This is a genomic window from Prauserella rugosa, assembly GCF_000719975.1.
Classification (GTDB): Bacteria; Actinomycetota; Actinomycetes; order Mycobacteriales; family Pseudonocardiaceae; genus Prauserella; species Prauserella rugosa.
Genome location: NZ_JOIJ01000001.1, coordinates 179745 through 198988 on the forward strand (window position 1 = coordinate 179745; position 19244 = coordinate 198988).

At 69.9% G+C, this 19244-nt stretch carries 16 protein-coding genes; 7 read left to right on the forward strand and 9 right to left on the reverse strand.

Going from position 1 to position 19244, the window contains the following annotated elements; all coding sequences use genetic code 11:
• Window positions 1-270: 270 nt before the first annotated feature.
• Window positions 271-768, forward strand: a complete 498-nt coding sequence (locus tag IF64_RS26375) for a DUF3558 family protein (RefSeq protein ID WP_246134925.1) — start codon at window positions 271-273, stop codon at window positions 766-768.
• Between the two features lie 3 nt (window positions 769-771).
• The gene (locus tag IF64_RS26945; protein WP_145600566.1) at window positions 772-1440 is read left to right on the forward strand and encodes a hypothetical protein; all 669 of its coding nucleotides are present in this window, start codon (window positions 772-774) and stop codon (window positions 1438-1440) included.
• A gap of 82 nt (window positions 1441-1522) precedes the next feature.
• On the opposite strand, the gene IF64_RS0100925 is transcribed toward IF64_RS26945, so the two are convergent.
• Both IF64_RS0100925 and IF64_RS25850 read right to left on the reverse strand, forming a co-directional pair.
• Window positions 1523-2245 carry a DUF427 domain-containing protein gene (locus tag IF64_RS0100925; protein WP_030530038.1) on the reverse strand — a complete coding sequence of 241 codons (723 nt, stop codon included), beginning with the start codon at window positions 2243-2245 and terminating at the stop codon, window positions 1523-1525.
• Window positions 2246-2263: 18 nt separating this feature from the next.
• On the reverse strand, window positions 2264-2893 hold the full coding sequence (locus IF64_RS25850; protein WP_051757355.1) for a class F sortase: 630 nt from the start codon (window positions 2891-2893) through the stop codon (window positions 2264-2266).
• 328 nt (window positions 2894-3221) lie between these two features.
• Here IF64_RS25850 and IF64_RS0100935 point away from each other — a divergent pair, with 328 nt between their 5' ends.
• Entirely contained in the window at window positions 3222-3875 is a 654-nt protein-coding gene (locus tag IF64_RS0100935) for a response regulator (RefSeq protein WP_030530040.1), read from the forward strand.
• A gap of 139 nt (window positions 3876-4014) precedes the next feature.
• On the opposite strand, the gene IF64_RS0100940 is transcribed toward IF64_RS0100935, so the two are convergent.
• Window positions 4015-5523, reverse strand: a complete 1509-nt coding sequence (locus IF64_RS0100940) for an FUSC family protein (RefSeq protein WP_051757356.1) — start codon at window positions 5521-5523, stop codon at window positions 4015-4017.
• Window positions 5524-5667: 144 nt separating this feature from the next.
• Here IF64_RS0100940 and IF64_RS0100945 point away from each other — a divergent pair, with 144 nt between their 5' ends.
• Window positions 5668-6159: a MarR family winged helix-turn-helix transcriptional regulator gene (locus IF64_RS0100945; protein WP_048808647.1), complete on the forward strand. Its 492-nt coding sequence runs from the start codon at window positions 5668-5670 to the stop codon at window positions 6157-6159.
• A gap of 40 nt (window positions 6160-6199) precedes the next feature.
• On the opposite strand, the gene IF64_RS0100950 is transcribed toward IF64_RS0100945, so the two are convergent.
• The 4 genes from IF64_RS0100950 to IF64_RS0100970 form a co-directional block, all read right to left on the reverse strand.
• Complete coding sequence (locus tag IF64_RS0100950) at window positions 6200-7333, reverse strand: GAF domain-containing sensor histidine kinase (protein WP_030530042.1); 1134 nt, start codon at window positions 7331-7333, stop codon at window positions 6200-6202.
• A gap of 23 nt (window positions 7334-7356) precedes the next feature.
• The gene (gene cydD, locus IF64_RS0100955) at window positions 7357-10782 is read right to left on the reverse strand and encodes a thiol reductant ABC exporter subunit CydD (protein ID WP_030530043.1); all 3426 of its coding nucleotides are present in this window, start codon (window positions 10780-10782) and stop codon (window positions 7357-7359) included.
• The gene (cydB, locus tag IF64_RS0100960) at window positions 10779-11801 is read right to left on the reverse strand and encodes a cytochrome d ubiquinol oxidase subunit II (protein ID WP_030530044.1); all 1023 of its coding nucleotides are present in this window, start codon (window positions 11799-11801) and stop codon (window positions 10779-10781) included. Before cydB ends, cydD begins: the two co-directional genes overlap by 4 nt.
• A 242-nt stretch (window positions 11802-12043) precedes the next feature.
• Complete coding sequence (locus tag IF64_RS0100970) at window positions 12044-13666, reverse strand: cytochrome ubiquinol oxidase subunit I (protein ID WP_084705570.1); 1623 nt, start codon at window positions 13664-13666, stop codon at window positions 12044-12046.
• Window positions 13667-13916: 250 nt separating this feature from the next.
• On the opposite strand from IF64_RS0100970, the gene IF64_RS0100975 reads away from it, so the two are divergent.
• Window positions 13917-14519 carry a TMEM165/GDT1 family protein gene (locus IF64_RS0100975; RefSeq protein WP_030530046.1) on the forward strand — a complete coding sequence of 201 codons (603 nt, stop codon included), beginning with the start codon at window positions 13917-13919 and terminating at the stop codon, window positions 14517-14519.
• Between the two features lie 47 nt (window positions 14520-14566).
• On the opposite strand, the gene IF64_RS0100980 is transcribed toward IF64_RS0100975, so the two are convergent.
• Entirely contained in the window at window positions 14567-15427 is an 861-nt protein-coding gene (locus IF64_RS0100980; RefSeq protein ID WP_048808645.1) for a hypothetical protein, read from the reverse strand.
• Between the two features lie 152 nt (window positions 15428-15579).
• Here IF64_RS0100980 and IF64_RS0100985 point away from each other — a divergent pair, with 152 nt between their 5' ends.
• A complete protein-coding gene (locus IF64_RS0100985) occupies window positions 15580-16392 on the forward strand; it encodes a DUF2470 domain-containing protein (RefSeq protein WP_030530048.1) in 813 nt (270 codons plus the stop codon).
• A 121-nt stretch (window positions 16393-16513) separates the two neighbouring features.
• Here IF64_RS0100985 and IF64_RS0100990 read toward each other — a convergent pair whose 3' ends face one another.
• A complete protein-coding gene (locus IF64_RS0100990; RefSeq protein ID WP_425468456.1) occupies window positions 16514-18223 on the reverse strand; it encodes a BCCT family transporter in 1710 nt (569 codons plus the stop codon).
• Between the two features lie 156 nt (window positions 18224-18379).
• On the opposite strand from IF64_RS0100990, the gene IF64_RS0100995 reads away from it, so the two are divergent.
• A complete protein-coding gene (locus tag IF64_RS0100995) occupies window positions 18380-19225 on the forward strand; it encodes a CPBP family intramembrane glutamic endopeptidase (RefSeq protein ID WP_211252499.1) in 846 nt (281 codons plus the stop codon).
• Window positions 19226-19244 lie beyond the last annotated feature (19 nt).

A 19244-nucleotide genomic window follows, 5' to 3' on the forward strand; every position in this document is an offset into this window, starting at 1 on the left:
AGCGATGTAGCAACACTCCTTGGACTTAGATGGTTGCGTTCCGTGGCCCCGTGGAATACTTTTTACCTGGTTTACTCGCACTTTGAGGGGGATCACCGTGGGGACGGCAGGCGGGGGTTACGAAGTAGACCCCCTGGAACTTCGCGACTACGCGAACTACACGCAAGAACTTGCGCAAGACGTTGAAACTATGCGCATAACTGCAATGTACGAAGGAAGAGTACTTCGACAATTTCGATCCATTTAGAAGATAAATTGACAGGAAGAAAATTGACAAAATCACATCGTCAAAAGTTCGCAACACCTGTCGTCCTCCTACTCGCAGGGATTTTCTTCCTGACGTCCTGTAGCGATGAGTCCTCATCAGGCACAACAAAGAGCCTTCCCAACGGGAACGACGCCTGCACACTGCTGACAGAGGACAAGGCCGCACAGGCGCTCGGAGTCTCCGATGTGGAGGTCACACCCGACGGATTCCAGTGCGATTTCCGCGCGGTCGACGGATTCGCGGGGGCCAACGTCATCCGCGGTCAGGCCATGACGCAGATGGAGACCGACGAAGAGGTCGACCTCGACGGCGTGTCCGCCATCCGTTTGGAGGGCATGGGCGAGACGTCGTGCGGTGTGAGCGTGAAGCTCTCCGAGGACGACGAGCAGCAACAGTTCTCGGTCATCGGCAACAGCGATCACACCGACGAGACGGCCAAGGACGCATGTGCCGTGAGCGACGACGTCGCCAAGGCCGTGCTGAACGGACTTCCGGGGTGACGAATGCCTGACTGGTTCTGGTATGTCGTGTCGCCATTGGTGATAGGCGGATACCTCTACTTCCAGTGGAGCCAGAAGAGAAAGACCAAGAGCGAATACGACAAGCTCGCCAACAAGCTCGGTTGGCAATACGCCCCAACCGACATCTCTTTGTCCAGGAAATATACGGGAGACCCCTTCGACTGGGGGAAGTGGGACAAGGCAGAGCACGTGTTCCGCGGCACATGGCGCGATCGCCCTCTCGAAGTGTTCGAGTACAGCGCCAACATGAAGGAGAACGACCGCGCGGGCGACGAGGTCACCAAACGCCGCCGGTTCCAGATCGTGTCAGTCAGCCTTGGCAAAAAGGTACCGAACATCGACATCGAGAAACGGGGACCGATCGGAAAGCTCGCCCGAAAACTGGGCCTGCGGGGACTGGAAACCGGTGATACGGACTTCGATGAGCAATACACCATCTCCACGGACGATCCCGATTTCGCCTCGGCCGTGGTCACCGGCGATCTTCGGTCCTGGCTGATGTCGGACGGCAGGTCTAAAGACAATCCAATCCGGATCGTGGGCGACTCGGTGCTCACCTGGCGGACCGGACCGCTGGAACTGGACGACATCGAGCACCGTCTCCGTTTCCTGCACGATTTCCTGGCACAGGCACCGAAGCTCTCCCGTTGATGCACAAGCCAGGTAATCGTGCCGTGAGCGACGACGTCGCCAAGGCCGTGCTGAACGAACTTCGACGTGAGTGGCGGCCCGCCTACGACCACGGGGTCTGCGGCCGGGCCTGCAACACGCCGTCCACGCGGACGTCGACGCGTTCGTCGGCGAAACAGATCAGCCCGGCGATCCGCTGACTCTCCGGCAGCGGATGCCGGTACGACCACGCCACGTCGATGTGCTCGCCCACGGACCAGTATTCGGCCTCGCCCTTGTACGGACAGTGCGTGACGGTGTCGCTGGGCGTCAGCCGGTCGAGCCGCACGTGCGGCGCGGGCAGGTAGTAGCGCGTCGGCAGGCCGGTCTCGAACAGCAGCCACGGGTGACGGGACTCGGCGACCGGTTCGCCGTCGACGTCGATCCGCACGTGGCGCGAGCTCGGCAGGATGTCGACCCGCTTGTGCGGATCGCGGGGATGCGTGTACACCTGCTCGTCCTCCTCGAACCACTGGTCCATCGCGGGCCAGTCGAGGCGGACGTAGCCGGCCAACGGGGCTTCGGGGTACTCGACGACGGCGTCGACCGCCTCGCGGCCGCCGGCACGCAGCGTCGACAGCGCTCCCTCGCCGAGCTGCGAAGCACGCGTCCGTCCACTCGGGACGAACAGCTCGGTGCGCACGTCCTCCCGCGGAAGGTAGTAGGCCGGGTAGTACGGGTTCTCCCACACCAGCAGCGGCCGGGCCGTGTCGGCGACGACGGTTCCCGCGAACACGACCCGGACCCGCTTGGCGCTTTCCTCCGTGCGCGGCTGCTCACCCAGCATGACTCGACGGTACGCCGGTCACCGCTCCCGCGCGTAGACGATCACCCCGCCACCGCGCCGATCCTCGGCGTCGGCACACGCGATGAGCCGCAGCTGCGGGCCCTCCGTGTCCCCGTGCACGCGCCGGGCCGGGAAGTCCCCGTGGCCGTACCGCTCGGCCTCGTCGACGACGAACTCGGTGCGTGTCCCGCGTGCGGTCCACGCGGTCACCACCTCACCGGGCCGCAGCTCGTCGAGCCGCGCGAACACGCCCTCGTCGCCGGAGACGCGAGCCGCGACGACGGCAGGTCCCGGCTCGCCGGGCCGCGGTCCGTTGACGTAGCGGCCTGCGATCGCGGGGTCGCGGGGCACGTCGGGCTCACCGCTCCCGCGCAGTCCCAGGTCGACCAGTACGCCGGTGCGCAGGCCGATCGCAGGCGCCTCGACTCGCACGTCCGCGGCCCGTGCCGGAGCCGCGTGCTCGCGGCCCACCGTCGCCGCGGCTGCCACCGGCACGGTCGAGGCGGCACCCGCGGCGGGATCGGACTGCGACGTCGATCCGGGCAACGCGATCACCGACGCCAACGCGACGAGCAGGACGGCCGCGGCCACCAGGGACGCGGCACGGGCCTTCCGCCGCGCGGACCAGTTCCGCGCGCGGCCGATCACGCCCGATCACCGGACATCGGGCACGTGCGGCGACGCGACATCGTCACGCTCACAGCCTTTCTCGGACGGTCGTTCTGGAATGGTCGTTCTGGGGAAGGGGCGGCGTTCTTCCGCGGCGGCGTTCCTCCCACCGGCGGCGCGGCGACACCGCGCCCCACACCTGCGCGTATCGGGCGCAGCGGACATCCGCGTTACGCCTTTCGGGCGGGAAACCGCCGACCGTGACGCGCGGTGTTCGGGTGCTTTCTCACCGGTGGCGCCGTGAGCACAGCTGGGACTAGCGGGCCGAACCGCCAGGCCACCGCTCAGGAGGACGTAATCTCGAACCATGGCCATCGAGGTGCTGCTCGTCGACGACCACGAGGTCGTGCGCCGCGGACTGCGCGATTTGCTCGGCGACGAACCCGACATCACGGTCGTCGCCGAGGCGAGCAGCGCCGACGAGGCACTGGCCGTCGCCATGCACGTCGAACCGGACGTGGCCGTCGTCGACATGCGGCTCGGCGGTTCGGAGAGTGACGGCGTCGAACTGTGCAGGCAGCTGCGTGCGCTGAGCAGCCCGCCGTACTGCCTCGTGCTCACCGCCTTCGAGCACGAGGAGGCGATGGTGGGTGCCATCCGCGCGGGCGCGTCGGGGTATCTGCTGAAGCAGGTCCGCGGGCAGGACGTCGTCCATGCCGTGCGCGAGGTCGGGGCGGGCCGGTCGCTGCTCGACCCGGTGACCACCGCCAGGCTGCTCGACACCATGCGCGGCGACGCCGAGGCCGACCGGCTGGCCGGACTGTCCGAACGCGAACGCAGCGTCCTCGAACTCATCGGACAGGGACTGTCGAACCGCGAGATCGCGCAGCGCCTGTTCCTCGCCGAGAAGACCGTGAAGAACTACGTCACCTCGCTGCTCGGCAAGCTCGGTATGCAACGCCGTACCCAGGCCGCCGCGTGGGTAGCCCGCCACACGGCGAACTCGAACCACCCCCGCTGAGCGAAGCCGTGTTGCGTCCTCCGGGGCCCGTGTTGCACCCCCGGGGGCCCGTGTTGCACCCCCGGGAGGCCGTGTTGCGGCCCCAGGATCCCGTGTTGCGTTCTCCGGGGCCCGTGTTGCGGCGCGAAGGCCGAACGGCTCACGCGCTTCTGCGGAGGAGGTGGTGGCCGTGCCGTTCGATGTCCGACGCGCGTTCCGCGAGCGCCGTGCCGACGAGTTCGCCGTGCACCACGTCGCGTGCCCTGCGCAGAGTCGTCAGTGCGGCACGCGCCTCGGCCCGCGCGGCCGCGATACCGCGACCGGACGCGAGCCGCGCCATCAACTCGGCGTTGGCCACCTCGGCCGACGCCACGGCCGTGCGTACCGCCGTCACGTACCGGTGTCCCGGAACGGCCAGCGCGGCGACGAATCCCACGAGCGAGCCGAGCACGGTGTCGACGACCCGGTCGGCGACCAGCGTTCCGGCGTCGGCGGGTACCAGCAGGGAGGCCAACAGCAACGTCAGCGGGGTGAGGAACACGATCGCGATGCCGTAGTTGCGCAGCACGCAGTACTCGGCACCGAGCAGCGCGAGCACGATGCACCCGAGCATCGCCGGCTGCGGCAGGTCGGCGAGCAGCAGCGCGGCACCGAGGACACCGCCCACCACGGTGCCGACGGCGCGCTGAACGGTGCGCTGCACGGTGTGGCGCACGTTGGTCGACTGCAACACCGCGGCGGCCGCGACCATCGCCCAGTACGCGTGACCCAGGTCGAGTGCCGCGGCGACGATGCCGGCGACGAGCACGCCGAGTCCGACGCGCGCCGCGGCCGTGAGCGCGGGTGAGCCTGGGTGGGCGGCCCGGCGGACGAGCGTGCCCCACGCGGGGAGGATGCGTGCCCGGCGTTCCCGGTGCGTGCCTGCCGTGGCGAGTGCTGCCCGACGCCTGCGCGCAGCAGGCGTCCACGCCCACGATCGCAGCCGCCGGGCGTGGTCCCGAAGAGCGTCGACGTCGCGGTCGGGGTCGGCGAGGGCGGACTCGGCGTCGGCGAGCAGATCGCAGAGTCCGCTGACGTCGCGGTCGGCGGGCAGTGTCGCGATGGCGCGCCACGCGGTGTCCACGGCCTCGAGTGCCGGGTGGAGGTCGTCGGACGCGCGGGCTGCGAGCACGGCGTCGAGTGCCCTCGCGACCGCCGTGCGGATCGGGCCGAGCGGGTCGACGAGCCGTCCCCACATGGCGACGAGCCAGCCGGCGGCCGCACCCGTCCCGGCGAGCGCGAGCTGCGCCCCGACACCGCTCCAGTTCGTCGGCAGCATCGCCACCGTGCCCGTGGCGAACACGAAGATGAGCCCGCCGGGAGGTCCGGAGCCGACGGCGTCGGTGAGCAGCTTGGCCAGCGCGGCCACTACCGCGAGGAGCACGACGACCGCGGGAATCGGCCAGTGTGCCGCCGAGGCCACGGCGCCCGCGCCCACCGCGAGCACCATGCCCGCGCCGATCCCCGCGAGCATGCGGCCGCGGACGGCGAACGGTTCGAACCGGGCGTGGACCGCGGTCATGCCACCGAACGCGGCAGCGGGCGCGAGCTGCGGCTGGCCGAGCAGGACGACCGCAACGAGCACGGCGTTCGCCCCGATCGCGCCGCGCACGGCCGACGGCCAGATCACGTCGGCGGGCCGGATCGCCGTCCAGCCCCGCGGCGAGAGTGCGGACCGGACGTTCCTCGTGGCAGCCGTGATGCCCTCCTCACTCGCGAAAACTACTTCACTAGTAAAATAGTAAGAGGTATCGGCCCAACGAGGAGCCCCGCGATGAGTGACCTTGTCGACACGATCATCGGCCAGTGGCGCGACGTGCGCCCCGACCTGGACACCGAACCGATCTCCGTGGTCGGCCGAGTGCTCCGGCTCGCCTCACTCGTGCGCAAGGCCACCGAGGAGGTACTGGCCGAATCGGGGCTCAACCGGCCGGAGTTCGACCTGCTGTGCGCGGTGCGCCGCGGCGGCGACACCATGACACCGAGTCGCATCTCGCGCGAGGAGCTGTCGTCGGGCGCCGCCGTCACGAAACGTCTCGAACGGCTGACCGACCTCGGACTCGTCGTGCGTGAGCGCAGCAACCGCGACCGCAGGGTCACGCACATCCGGCTCACCGAACACGGTCGTTCCACTGTGGACACACTGTTGCCGAAGCAGATCGACGCGGAGCGGGCCGTGCTCGCCGACCTCACCGATCGGCAGCGTGCACACCTGGCGAACCTGTTGTCCACGGCCCTGGCGACCGCCGAACACCGCGCGAGCTGACGGCGACGCCGGTTTCCCGAAGCGCAGCCCCGTGAGCTCCCTAGAGGGGGATCTCGAGGGCGACCATCGTGCCCATGCTCGGGGAGGAGTTGACGTCGAACCGCCCGCCCGCGGCGTCGGCGCGTTCGGCGAGGTGCCGCAGGCCGCGCCGGGCGACGTCGGCGGGAACGCCGCATCCGTTGTCGCGCACACGCAGCCGGACCTCGCGGTCGTCGCGTTCGAGCGTCACCCGCACCTCACTCGCCCCCGAGTGACGCACCACATTGGACAGTGCCTCGCGGAGGGCTGCGCGGATGTGGTCGCCGCGTTCGCCGGGGATCCCCGCCAGTTCGCCCGACAGTTCCAGGGTGGGCGGATAGCCGAGGAGCTCCCCGGCGATACGCACCTCGGAGCGGGCCGACTCGGCGAGGTCGCTGGCATCGGGCGTCTCGGGCACCGGTTCGGGCGAACGCAGTTCCCGCACGGTGCCGCGGATCTCCTCGATCGTCTGGTCGAGCTGTTCGATGGCCTCGCCGAGCCGGTCGCGTTCGGTGCGCGCGAACCGCCGGTGCAGCCTGCGATGCACCCGGTCGAGCTGCATACCCGCCGCGTACAGCCGCTGCACGACGACGTCGTGGAGTTCGCGGGCGATGCGTTCGCGCTCCTGGTAGAGGGTCAGCCGGTGGCGCGCGTCGGCACCGTCGGCCAGGGCGAGCACGACCCCGGCCTGTCCCGCGAACGCGGTGAGCAGGTCGCCGGTTCCGGTGTCGAACGGTGCGCGATGCGGCGCGCGGTACGCGGTGAGCACGCCGAGGCGTTTGCCTCCGGTGCCGAACGGCGCGGCGGCGAACGGTCCGTATCCGGCGAGTTCGGTGGGCACGAACTGCGACGTGCGGGGATCGCTGGTGACGTCGTCGGCGAACACCGGCTCGGCACCGCCCGCGACCCTGCCCGCCGCCGATTCGGCGGGCAGCACCAGACCGATGAGCCCGGCGGTATCGGCGCCGTAGGCGGCTTCGACGGTGACGCTGCCGTCCTCGTCGCGCACCATGAGCAGCCCGAGGTCGGCGTCGGCGATCTGCACGGCGTGCCGCACGACCATGGGCAACACGGCGTCGGGGTCGTCCCCGGACAGCACGGTCGTCGTGATCTCGGTGGCTGCGGACAGGGCCCGCGCGGCGACGTTCGGTTCCATCAGGCTTCCGACGGTACGGCTCCTCACGTCGCGAGGGCCCGTGGACGTGTCGCGGCTCGCGTGCGCACCCGCCCTTGGTCGACCTCGAGCACCAGGTCGGCGCCGTCGACCTCGGCCGGGCGGTGGGTGACGTGCACGACCGTCCTGCCCTCGAGCGCGCCGCGCAGGCCGGTCAGGACGCGGTCGGCGGTGGGTGCGTCGAGGTGCGCGGTGGGCTCGTCGAGCAGCACGAGGTCGGCCTCCGGCGCAGCGAGCAGGGCCCTGGCCAGCGCCACCCGTTGCGCCTGCCCTCCGGACAGGCCGGCGCCCGCGGAGTCGAGCATCGTGTGCGGGTCGAGGTCCACGTGCGCGGTGCGGAGGGCATCGGCGAGTTCGGCGTCGGTGGCGTGCGGATCGGCCAGGCGCAGGTTCTCGGCCACGGTCGTCGAGACCAGCTGCGGGTCCTGCGGAGCCCACGCGACGCGCGCGGGCACGTCCGCCTCGCCGCGCACCGGCCGCAGGAATCCCAGCAGCGCGGCGAGCAGCGTGGACTTGCCCGCACCCGACGGTCCGACGACGGCGACGTACGAGCCGCGCGGGATGTCGAGGTCGACCTCCCGCAGCACCGGTCCGGAACTGGAGGGCCAGGCGATGTCCGCGTCGCGCACGGACACGTGGCCCGGGTGGTGCGCAGGCCGCCGCGCCGCGGATTCCGCGTGCACCACGCGAGCGGTGTCGGTGGCCGTTCCCGTGGCGTGCTCGGCGGCGGCAAGGCGGGCGCGGGCGTCGCGGAGGGTGTCCCAGTGCTGGGCGACGGGCGGGAGCAGCGCGAGCACCTCGGCCAGTGCCAGTGGCACCAGGGCGACGACGGGCGCGGCGACGGGAGCCAGCGTCCCCGCCTCGACGGCACGTGCGCCCAGCCAGGCGCCCGCGACGGCGGCTGCGCCGGTGGCGGCGACGATCACGGCGTCGGCGGCGCCGTCTCCCCAGGCCTGTCTGCGTGCGGCGGCGGCGAGCCGCGTGTCGAGGCGCGCGAGTTCGCTGCGCCTGCGGCGGTGGGCGCCGACCGCCACCAGTTCGGCCGCGGTGTCGAACAGCGCCAGTACCCGTTCGTCGAGCCTGCGTCTGCCGTCGGCGAGCGCGGTCGTGGCGCGGCGTTCCACGACGAGTGCGGCCCACGGGGCGGCGACCGCGGCGACCCCGACCGCCACGGCGAGCGCCAGTCCCGCCTCGGGCAGCACGAGGGTCACGGCCGTGCAGGCGGCGACCAGGACGACGCCCACGACGAGGGGCGGCGTGAGCACCCGGGGCAGCAGATCGCGGACGGTGTCGATGTCGCCGACGAGGCGACGGTGCTCGGCGCCGTGCCGCAGGGCCGCGGCCGGCCCCCTGGCGACAAGCCCGCGCCACAGCCGCACGCGCAGGCTCGCGGCGATGCGGAACGCGGCGTCGTGGGTGACGAGGCGTTCGGCGTAGTTCAGCGCGGCTCTGGCCAGGCCGAAGGTGCGCACGCCGACGACGGCGACGGTGAGCATGAGGATCGGCGGTTGTTGCGAGGCGCGGGCGATGAGCCAGCCGGACGTGGCCGTCAGCGCGACCCCTGCGACGAGCGATCCCGCGCCGAGCGCGACGCCACCGAGGAAGCGCCGGTCGACGAGCCGGCGCAGCGCGAGGAGACGGGTCGAGCCGGTGGTCGGCTCGTCCTCGGGGTCGCGCTCGGGAGCGGGGGTCGCAGCCGGATCGGCGTCTCCGGTTCGGGGTGCGTCTCCGGTTCGGGGTGCGGCTGTGGTTCGGGGTGCGGCTGTGGTTCCGAGTGCTGCGCGGTCGTGGGCGGCCACGATGACGGTGCACCCTGCGCGTGCCGCCTCGTCGATCAGCTCGTGGACACGGCGGGCGTTGGCGGCGTCGAGGTGCGCGGTGGGTTCGTCGAGCAGCAGCAGCCACGCGCCCGCGCGCACGCGCGCAAGGGCCCTGGCGACGGCGAGGCGCTGGCGCTGGCCGACCGACAGCGTGGTGACGGGCCGGTCGGCGAGTCGGTCGAGCCGCAGGCGGTGCAGCAGGTCGTGGGTGCCGGCCGGGTCGAGCGTGGGGGCGGCCAGTGCGATCTCGTCGGCCGCGGTACCTCCGGTGAATGCCGGTGACTGCGGGACCCAGCCGATGCACTCGCGCCACGCGTCGGCGTCGAGGTCGGTGAGGGGGATGCCGGCGATGGCGACGTCGCCCGCGTCGGGGCGCACGAAGCCGAGGAGGACGGCGAGGATGGTGCTCTTGCCCGCGCCGCTGGGCGAACGCAGCCAGACGGTCTCGCCCGGTCGCGCGGTGAACGTCTCGCCGTCGGGGGCGTCGCGGCCGCGGCGGTGGACGCGCAGGTCGCGGACGCGGACGTCGCCGCGGCGCGGGGGCAGCGATCCGTCGGACGGTGCGGGTTCGTCCAGGACGTCGGTGACCCTGCGGACGGCTTCGACGCCGTCGGTGCTGGCGTGGAAGGCGGTGCCGACGGCGCGCAGCGGGGCGAAGCATTCGGGGGCGAGCAGGAGCACGCCGAGTCCGATGGCGAGGGGCAGCTCGCCGTGGACGAGCCGCACGCCGATGACGACGGCGACGAGTGCGACCGAGAGGGTGGCGGCGAGTTCGAGGGCCAGCGCCGAGCTGAACGCGACGCGCAGGGTGCCGAGGGTGGCGCGGCGGTGGCGGTCGGAGACGCGGCGGACGGTGTCGGCCTGCGCATCGGCACGGCGGAACGCGGCGAGTACGGGCAGGGCGCGCACGAGTTCGAGTACGTGGGCCGACAGCCGGGCGATGGAGTCGCTCGCCTCGGCGACGCGGTCGCGTGTGTAGGAGCCGATGAGCGCACCGAACAGTGGGAGCAGCGGCAGGGTGACGGCGATGAGCAGGGCCGACGGCCAGTCGGCGACGAACACGGCCGCGCCGGCGGCGAGGGGTACGACGGCGGCGGTGACGAGCGCGGGCAGGTAGCGGGTGAAGTAGGCGTCGAGCGCGTCGAGGCCGGTGGTGGTGAGTGCGGTGAGCCGGCCCGGGCCGCGGCGGGCGATCCATTCGGGGCCGAGGCGCAGCGCGTGGTCGAGGACGTGGGCGCGGAGCTCCTCCTTGGCGCCCGCGGCTGCGCGGGCGGCGACGACGCGGATCGCCCACGCCAGCACGGCGCGGCCGGCGACGGTGGCCAGGAGCAGGCCGATCCGGGACGTGAGGTCGCCGGTGTGTCCGGCTCCTCCCGCAGTGACGACGTCGGCGAGCACGGAGGCGAGCAGGAACGCCTGCGCGACCAGGCATGCGGCGTCGAGGAGCGCGAGGACACCGGATGCGGCCAACGCTCGGCGCGCCGCCGGGGACAGTGCCGGTAGCGCGCCGAGCGGGCCGTGTCCCACCCGCGACCGGACCGACGTGTCCGGTGTGGACGGTTCGGCGCCGGTGCCGGTAGCGGAAAGGGTGTCGCGGGTGGGACGGCTCATGAGGACACCTGCTGTGCGGTGTGCGGGGCGGGGATGTGGGAGGTCTTGATGCGTTTGCGGAACACCCAGTAGGTCCAGCCCTGGTAGACGAGCACGGCCGGGGTGCCGAACGCGGCCACCCAGGTCATGACGGTGAGGGTGTAGTCGCCGGACGAGGCGTTGTGGACGGTCAACGAGTTGGCGGCGTCCAGTGTGGAGGGAAGGACGTCCGGGAACAGGGCGCCGAACAGGGTGACGACGGTGCCGGTGATGGCGACGCCGAGTGCGGCGAAGGCCTGCCCCTCACGTCCGGCGCCGATGCGCCACCAGGCGACGAGCGCGGCGGCGACGGTCACGGCGAGCGAGGCGTAGGTCCAGTCGGATCCGTGGCGGACCTGCACGAGGACCGCGAACGCGGCGACGGGCAGGATCGCGACGGGAAGGATGGCGGTGGCGAGCCGGCGTGCGCGGCGGCGGATGTCGCCGTCGGTCTTGAGCGCGATGAACACGGCCCCGTGCAGCAGGGAGAAGCCCGTGACGGCGAGCGCCCCGAGCAGCGTGTCCCAGCGGAAGGCCGCGAACGCCGAGCCGACCCGGTTGCCGTCGGCGTCGAGCGGGAGGCCGAGGACCGTGGAGGCGATGATGAAGCCGATGCCGATGGGCGGCACGGTCGAACCGATGACGATGACCTTGTCCCAGGCGCGGCGCCAGCGGTCGGACTCGACCTTGCCGCGGTACTCGAACGCGACCCCGCGTCCGATGAGTGCGAGCAGCACGAACAGCAGCGGCAGGTAGGCGGCGGAGAACAACCCCGCGTACCAGGCGGGGAACGCGGCGAACGTCGCGCCGCCCGCGACGATGATCCAGACCTCGTTGCCGTCCCAGACGGGCCCGATGGTGTTGATCATGACGCGCCGCTCGGTGTCGTCCCGGCCGAGAACCGGCAGCAACATCCCCACCCCGAAGTCGAACCCCTCGAGGAACAGGTAACCCAGCCACAGGAACGCGATGACGACGAACCAGACGACCTCGAGTTCCACTCAGACCACGCTCCTCGAGGATGTTTCAGGTGAAACCTGTTTTCCCCAGCCAGTTGTGCACAACAGCAGGAGTTGTCCACAACTTGCTGCACAACCCTTGGGAAAACCCCTCGTGGCGATAGGCTGGAGTCGGGGTCGCCCCCCGGAGAGGGTGGGGGCGTATCCACCGGAAATCGCGATCACGGCATCTCCTCGGACGGCGGACGGCAGGTGTTCGGTCGGCATGGGGGTCGTGCGGGCGGCTAGTAGGCGAACGACAGCGGCTCGTCGTCCTCGGTGTCCTCGGTGTCCTTGGAGTCCCGGCCGTCCTCGGAGCCACGGGGGCCACGGGAACCCTCCGAACCGCCACGCAGATCCGAGCCGCCCGAACCGCCGGCCGAACCCGAACCACCCCCGTCGCCCCCGGTTCCGAGGCGGGAGGCGACCTTCGCGGGCATCACGCTCTCGATGCCACCGCGCACGTACTTGGCCATCAGGAACACCTCGACCACGCCGAGCACCACGTACAGCAGGGTCAGCGAGACCAGGGACAGCCACACCTCCCCCTCGGACACCCTCGACACGGCCATCGCGGTGTACATCCACACCCCGTCGACGCCGCTGGGGTCCGGGTTCGGCACGACCACGAACGGCTGCCTGCCCATCTCCGTGAAGATCCAGCCCGCGCTGTTCGCGAGGTACGGCAACGCGATGCTGCCCAGCGCCATCCACGGGAACCAGCGGCCGCCCGGAATCCGGCCGCCGCGCGTCAGCCACAGCGTCGCCACGCCGATCAACGTCGACAGCGCACCGAAGCCGATCATGATCCGGAAACCCCAGTAGGTCACCGGCAGGTTCGGCACGTAGTCCACCGGCTTGCCCGCCAGCTCGCCGAGTGCCGGGTCGTCCGGGTAGTGCGAGCCGTACTTGTCCTGGTACTCACCCACCAGGTCCTGCACGCCCTTGACCTCGGACGAGAAGTCGCCCTCCGCCAGGAACGACAGCAGAGCGGGCACGGTGAAGGTCTTCACGCTCTCGCAGTCGGCGTCGGCCACGTCGCCCACCGCGATGATCGAGAAACTCGCGGGCTGTTCGGTCTCGCACAGCGCCTCCGCGGCGGCCATCTTCATCGGCTGCTGCTGGAACATCAGCTTGCCCTGGAAATCACCGCTCACCACGAGCACGGCGAACGCCACGACACCCGTCCACGCCCCCAGCTTCACCGACGAACGCCACACCGCGCGGTGCTCGTCGTGCTCACCGCGCTTGCGCCACAACCGCCACGCCGCGATCCCCACCACGAACACCGCGGCCACCGCGAAACAGCCAGCCACGGTGTGCGGAATCGCCGCCATCGCCGTGTTGTTCGTCAACACGGCCCAGATCGACGTCATCGTCGGCTTTCCGTCGACGAACTCGGCACCCACCGGGTGCTGCATCCACGAGTTGGCCGCCAGGATGAAGTACGCCGACGCCACCGTCGCCAGCGAGAACGCCCACGCACATGCCAGGTGGACCCGCTTCGGCAACCGGTCCCACCCGAAGATCCACAGGCCGAGGAACACCGACTCGACGAAGAACGCGACGAGCCCCTCCATCGCCAGCGGTGCACCGAAGACGTCGCCCACGAACCGGGAGTACTCGCTCCAGTTCATCCCGAACTGGAACTCCTGCACGATGCCGGTCACCACGCCCATCGCGAAGTTGACCAGCAGGAGCTTGCCCCAGAACTTGGTCATCTTCAGGTAGCGCTCGTTGCCGGTGCGCACCCACGCCGTCTGCATGCCGGCCACCAGCACGGCCAGGCCGATCGTCAGCGGCACCATGAGGAAGTGGTAGACGGTCGTGATCCCGAACTGCCACCGCGCGAGCTCCAGTACTTCCACGCTCCCGACTGTGCTCCGCGCGTGCACGCACCCGACAGGTCCCGCGGTCCCGACCTCACCGGGACCTAGGTCCCGTCCCCGCAGGCCCCACCCCTCGTCACACCCACATTTCGGCGCGCCGAAAAAAATTGTGAGACGCAGTAATCACGACGTTTCCGAGGCAGCGAAACCGCCGATTCGAGAATCCGATTCCCTTGATTTTCCGCGATCCCCCTTTATCGTTGAAGCGACCAAGGGGTGAAACGTTTAGATGTCTTCTGTGCTTGCCGCCTTCTTCACGGCGTTTGCGCTGGTCTTCGTAGCCGAGCTGCCGGACAAGACCACTATTTCCACATTGGTGCTCACCACGCGTTACCGAAAGGGCGCCGTGTGGACCGGTGTGGCCGCCGCATTCGCCGTGCACACGACCGTCGCGGTCGCATTCGGCAGCGCACTGACCCTGCTTCCCGAACAGGTCGTGTCGGTCATCGCGGGAATCATGTTCGGCATCGGCGCCGCCCTGCTGCTGCGCGCAGGTTTCAGCAAGCCCGAGGAGAGCGGGAAGGACGCGATGCGCAGCGGCCCGGCCCAGACCACGTTCCTCAGCGGCGCCGCGGCCTGCTTCGGCATGATCTTCGCGGCCGAGTGGGGCGATGCCTCCCAGCTCATGATGGCCGGCCTGGCCGCGCGCTACGGCCAGCCCATCGCCGTCGGACTCGGCTCGCTCGCCGCCATCGCCGCCGTCACCGCGCTCGCCGTGTTCGTGGGCGGCAAGCTGCGCGACCGCATCCGGCCGCACCTGCTCCAGCGCGCGGCCGGCTTCCTGTTCGCGGGCTTCGCGGCCTACGCCTTCGGAGCCGCCGCACTGGCCTGAGCGCCCGCCGCACGCGCCACCGCGGCCTCACACCACACGCGGGGCGGTCACTCCGAGGACAGCAGCCCCAGCTCGATCAGGTCGCCGACCGGCCGGTCGAACTCGTCGCACGCGTACGAGGCGAACATCGTCCGCACCGCCTTCGCGGCCTCGTCCGACAGTGCACGTGCCTCCTCGGCGAGCACGGCGGAATCGGTCTCCGCGAGCGCAGCCCGCACGTCGCCACCCGACAGGCACCGCGCCGTCGCCACGATCAGGTTGAGGAAACCGTGGTGCTCGATCCCGTCGTCGGCGGTGTGCCGCACGGCGCGGTGGAGGCTGTTCGTGGCCTTGAACGTGGCACCCGTCGACCCGGCGACCACCGACAGGAAGTCGGCGACCTCGTCGACCGCGGGGAAGTTCTCCGGCGACGGCCCACCGCAGCGGATCTTCGGCCTGCTGCCGTGCTCGATCACCTTCTGCACGCCGTCGAGCCAGCCGACGCCCCGCCGCGGCTCCACCACGCGCACGACGTCCTCGGGCACGAACTCCGACACCCGCTCGAGCCACATCTCGTCGACGTCCGAGGGCGCCGGCATCTCGACCATCTTCAGCGCGAGCAGTTCGCTCCGGGACTCGACGATCGAGATCGCCTTCGGCACCCCGCCAAGACCCGTGTCGATGATCAACGACAGCGGCAGCGGTTCGGCGGGCTTGATCTTGATGAGTTCCGTGATCAGCTCAGGCAGTCGCGACGCCTGGCACAGGAACACTCCCAGCACGCCCGCCTTGTCGCCACCGCGGCTGGCGAAGTGTGCCTTCAGGGCCTCCGGCATGGCCGCGTCGCTGGGCGGAAAGAGCGCCGAGTCGTCGACGAGCCGAGCGAACAGCGGAGGGACTCCGCGAGGGCCGGGGGGCGTGAGTTCCACAGCGCTTGACACCCCTCACACGCTAATAGCGCCCACATTCGGGATGAATATCGGGCCGACGACGCAACCCTCCGCGCCCCCGCTCACCAGGCGTCATGACTCTTCCCTCGAACTGATCGATAGGTTAGCCTCACCTTAGTTGGAGGTGAGTGGTGACTCGTACACGTCCCCAGACGCCGCGTCCCGCAGAACGCGCCAAGACCATCGCCACCCGCGGAGGCCCCGCGGTGCTGATGCCCGCCGTCGACCGCGAACCCTCGTCGGGCCTGCGGACCGAGCCCGTGCTGCACCACGTGCACGCGGGCGGCCGCGCGAGCATCCTGCTGCGCGACGACGACCCCCTGGTCACGGCGACCCGCGACCGGTCCCACGCAGGCCAGGGCCAGGCAGCCGGCCCCGACACCGGCTGTGAACTGGCCATCACGCTCGAGATCACCGACGAGGCGCCGGTCGCGCTGCGCGAACCCGTGCGCGGGCTCCTGTGGCTGACGGGCTGGCTGCGTCCGCTCGACCGCCGGGCCGCGCGAACCCGCGCCGTCACCATCGCCGAACAGCGTCCCGACGAACGGCTCCTCGACCTCGACCACGGACTCACGATGCTCGACCTGGTGCCCGCCTCGTTCGTGCTCGCCGACTCGGAGGGCACCCATTCGGTCAGCACGCAGAGCTTCAGCGCGGCCACGGCCGATCCCTTCTGCACGCAGGAGACCGACTGGCTGCGCCACCTCGAACACGCCCACCCCGACGTCGTCCTCGCACTGTCGCGGCATCTGCCGGGCCAGCTGCGCGGCGGGGCCATCCGCCCGCTCGGCATCGACCGCTACGGGCTGCGCCTGCGCGTCGAGGGCCCCGCAGGCGACCACGACGTGCGACTCGGGTTCGACCAGCCCGTCGACTGCCCCCGCAAGCTCGGCCTCGCCCTCCGGAGCCTCGTCGGCTGCCCGTTCCGCCACTCCGAGCACTGAAACGCCGGACGCCTGCACCGGACGCAGGCACCGGCTCGTCCGGCACCGGCCGGGAACACGAGAACGGCGCCCCGGGAAGCTTCCCAGGGCGCCGTTCTCGTCGCGTGTCACGCCGAGCGCGTCAGGCCTTGACCTTGCCGCTCCCGTTGTCCGGGTCCTCGACGATGCCCGCGTCCACGAGGTTGTTCGTCACGTGGTCGGTGAGCTCCTCACGCTGCACGCGTCGCTGCGCGCGCAACGACGCCTTGCGTTCGGCGCTGAACTCGCGCCAGATCGAGATGCACATACCGATCATCACGACACTGAACGGCAACGCGATGAGGATCGCGACCAACTGCAACGTCGACAGGCTCTCGCCCTCGCCAGGCAGCAGCAACGCAACGGCCACCGCACCCTCGAGCACACCCCAGAACACGCGGCTCCAGGTCGGCGGGTTCGGGTCGCCACCGGAGGCGAGCATGTCGACCACCAGCGAACCGGAGTCCGACGAGGTCACGAAGAACAGCACGATCAGGATGATCGCGCCGACGATGACCACCGAACCGCCCGGCAGACCGTCGATCAGTGCGAACAACGAGTTGTTCGTGTCGACCGTCGCCGCACCCGTCTCGTCGGTGCCGATCAGGCCGCCCTGGCCGAACAGCTCCCGGTAGACGGCCGTACCGCCGAAGACGCTGAACCACAACAGGGCCACCAGCGTGGGAACGAGCAGCACACCGGCGACGAACTGGCGCACCGTGCGGCCACGCGAGATCCGCGCGATGAACACACCGACGAAGGGTGCCCACGAGATCCACCATGCCCAGTAGTACGTCGTCCAGTTGCCCTGCCACTCCGTACCGTCTTCACCCGAGTACGCCGTGGTGTTGAAGCTCATCTGCAGCAGGTTCTGCAGGTAGTCGCCCAGGTTGGCGACGACCTCGCGGAAGATGAACAGCGTCGGACCCGCGATCAGTACGAAGAGCATCAACGCGGCGGCGAGGCCGATGTTGATGTTCGACAGGTACTTGATGCCCTTCTTCAGGCCCGTGACCACGGACGCCACCGCTGCCGTCGTGATCGCACCGATGAGGATCACGTAGGTCAGGTTGTCCGGCTCCTGGATGACGTCCATGAAGCTCAGGCCGGCTGCCACCTGCATGACACCGAGACCCAGCGACGTGGCCACACCGAAGAGCGTGCCGCAGATGGCGGCGATGTCGATGACGTCGCCGATCCAGCCCTTGACCTTGCGTCCCAGCACACCTTCGAGCGCCCACCTGATCGACACCGGGCGCTTCTTCCGGTGGATGGCGTAGGCGACTGCCACACCGACCACCACGTAGATCGCCCACGGGTGCAGACCCCAGTGCAGCAACGCCTGGAGGATCGAGTCGTGGGCACCCTGTTCGGTGCCCTCCTCGATCCCGGTGGCCCGGCTCGGGATACCGGCGAAATGGTTGAGCGGCTCCGCCACCCCCCAGAACACCAGGCCGATACCCATACCGGCCGCGAACAACATCGAGAACCACGAGAGCAGCCCGAACTCGGGCTCCTCGTCGTCCGGCCCCAGCTTGATGTCACCGAAGTGACTGACCCCGATCCAGACCGAGAAGATCACGAAGATCGACACCAGCAGCAGGTAGTACCAGCTGAACGTGCCAATCACAGCATCCTGGATGCTGCTGACGACTTCTCCGACCTGCTCGGAGAAGATCACAGAGATCAGGACGAAGCCCACGACAATGATCGCCGACGGCCAGAAGACCCTCGGCGCTATGCCCTTGTGACCAGACGATGTCTGCTCCGGCGATGCGGGTGGCGCGGCCTCAGCTTCTGACGTTTCCGCCACGAGGCTCTCCTCCTTCATCGATTCTTGACAACCGCTGCACCCTAATAGGCCGTTCGGGCGGTTTGGCCGTAACAGTCCGCTTTGTTAGTGCGATCGTGATGATTCCCGTTTCACCCGGACGGCCATTCGATCACCACAAGGCGTTAGCGTGCCCCGGTGTCACCGGGTTCCCATGAGCGTTCGAACCGCTGGCTACGCAGGTGGTTTACTCCCTCCTCGCCGGCGCCATCTCCCGTCTTCTCCGACCTCGACGAGCCGCGTCGACGGCGGGCGTTGACCATCGAAGTGCTGATCGTGTTTACGGTCACACTCGGTTTGTCCGGAGCCCGCGCACTGCTCTCACTGCTGGACGCACTACTCCGACCCAGCACACTTAGTAGTCAACAGGTGGCGATCAACGCACCCCAGGCCACGATCGAGGCAATCGATCTTCTGCGGCAGCTGCTCGGGGCGCTGCAGCTTGTGGCCTGGGGTGCGCTCGGTCTGTACCTGCTCTGGCGCGGCGGCACGAAACTCGCAGAAGTCGGACTCCCGCGCAGGCCCAAGCGGACCGACCTGCCCACCGCGATCGGCCTCACGGCGCTGATCGGCATCCCGGGACTGCTGTTCTACCTCGCCGCATGGCAGCTGGGCATGAACCTCGCGGTGCAGCCGTCCACGCTCGACGAGACCTGGTGGCGGCCGATCACCCTGACCCTCTCCGCGTTCGGCAACGGCTTCGCGGAGGAGGTACTCGTGGTTGGGTACCTGATCACCCGATTGAGACAGCTGGGGCTCAGTGAGAATACGAGCTTGATCATCTCCGCTGTCCTGCGCGGGACCTATCACCTCTACCAGGGCTTCGGCGGGTTCCTTGGCAACGTCGTCATGGGCCTGGTCTTCGGTCGCGTATGGCAGCGCACCGGCAGGCTGTGGCCGCTGATCGCCGCGCACACCCTGCTCGACGTCTTCGCGTTCGTGGGGTACGCGCTGCTTCGCGACCACGTCTCCTGGTTGCCCTGACTGGTTGCCCTGACCCTCC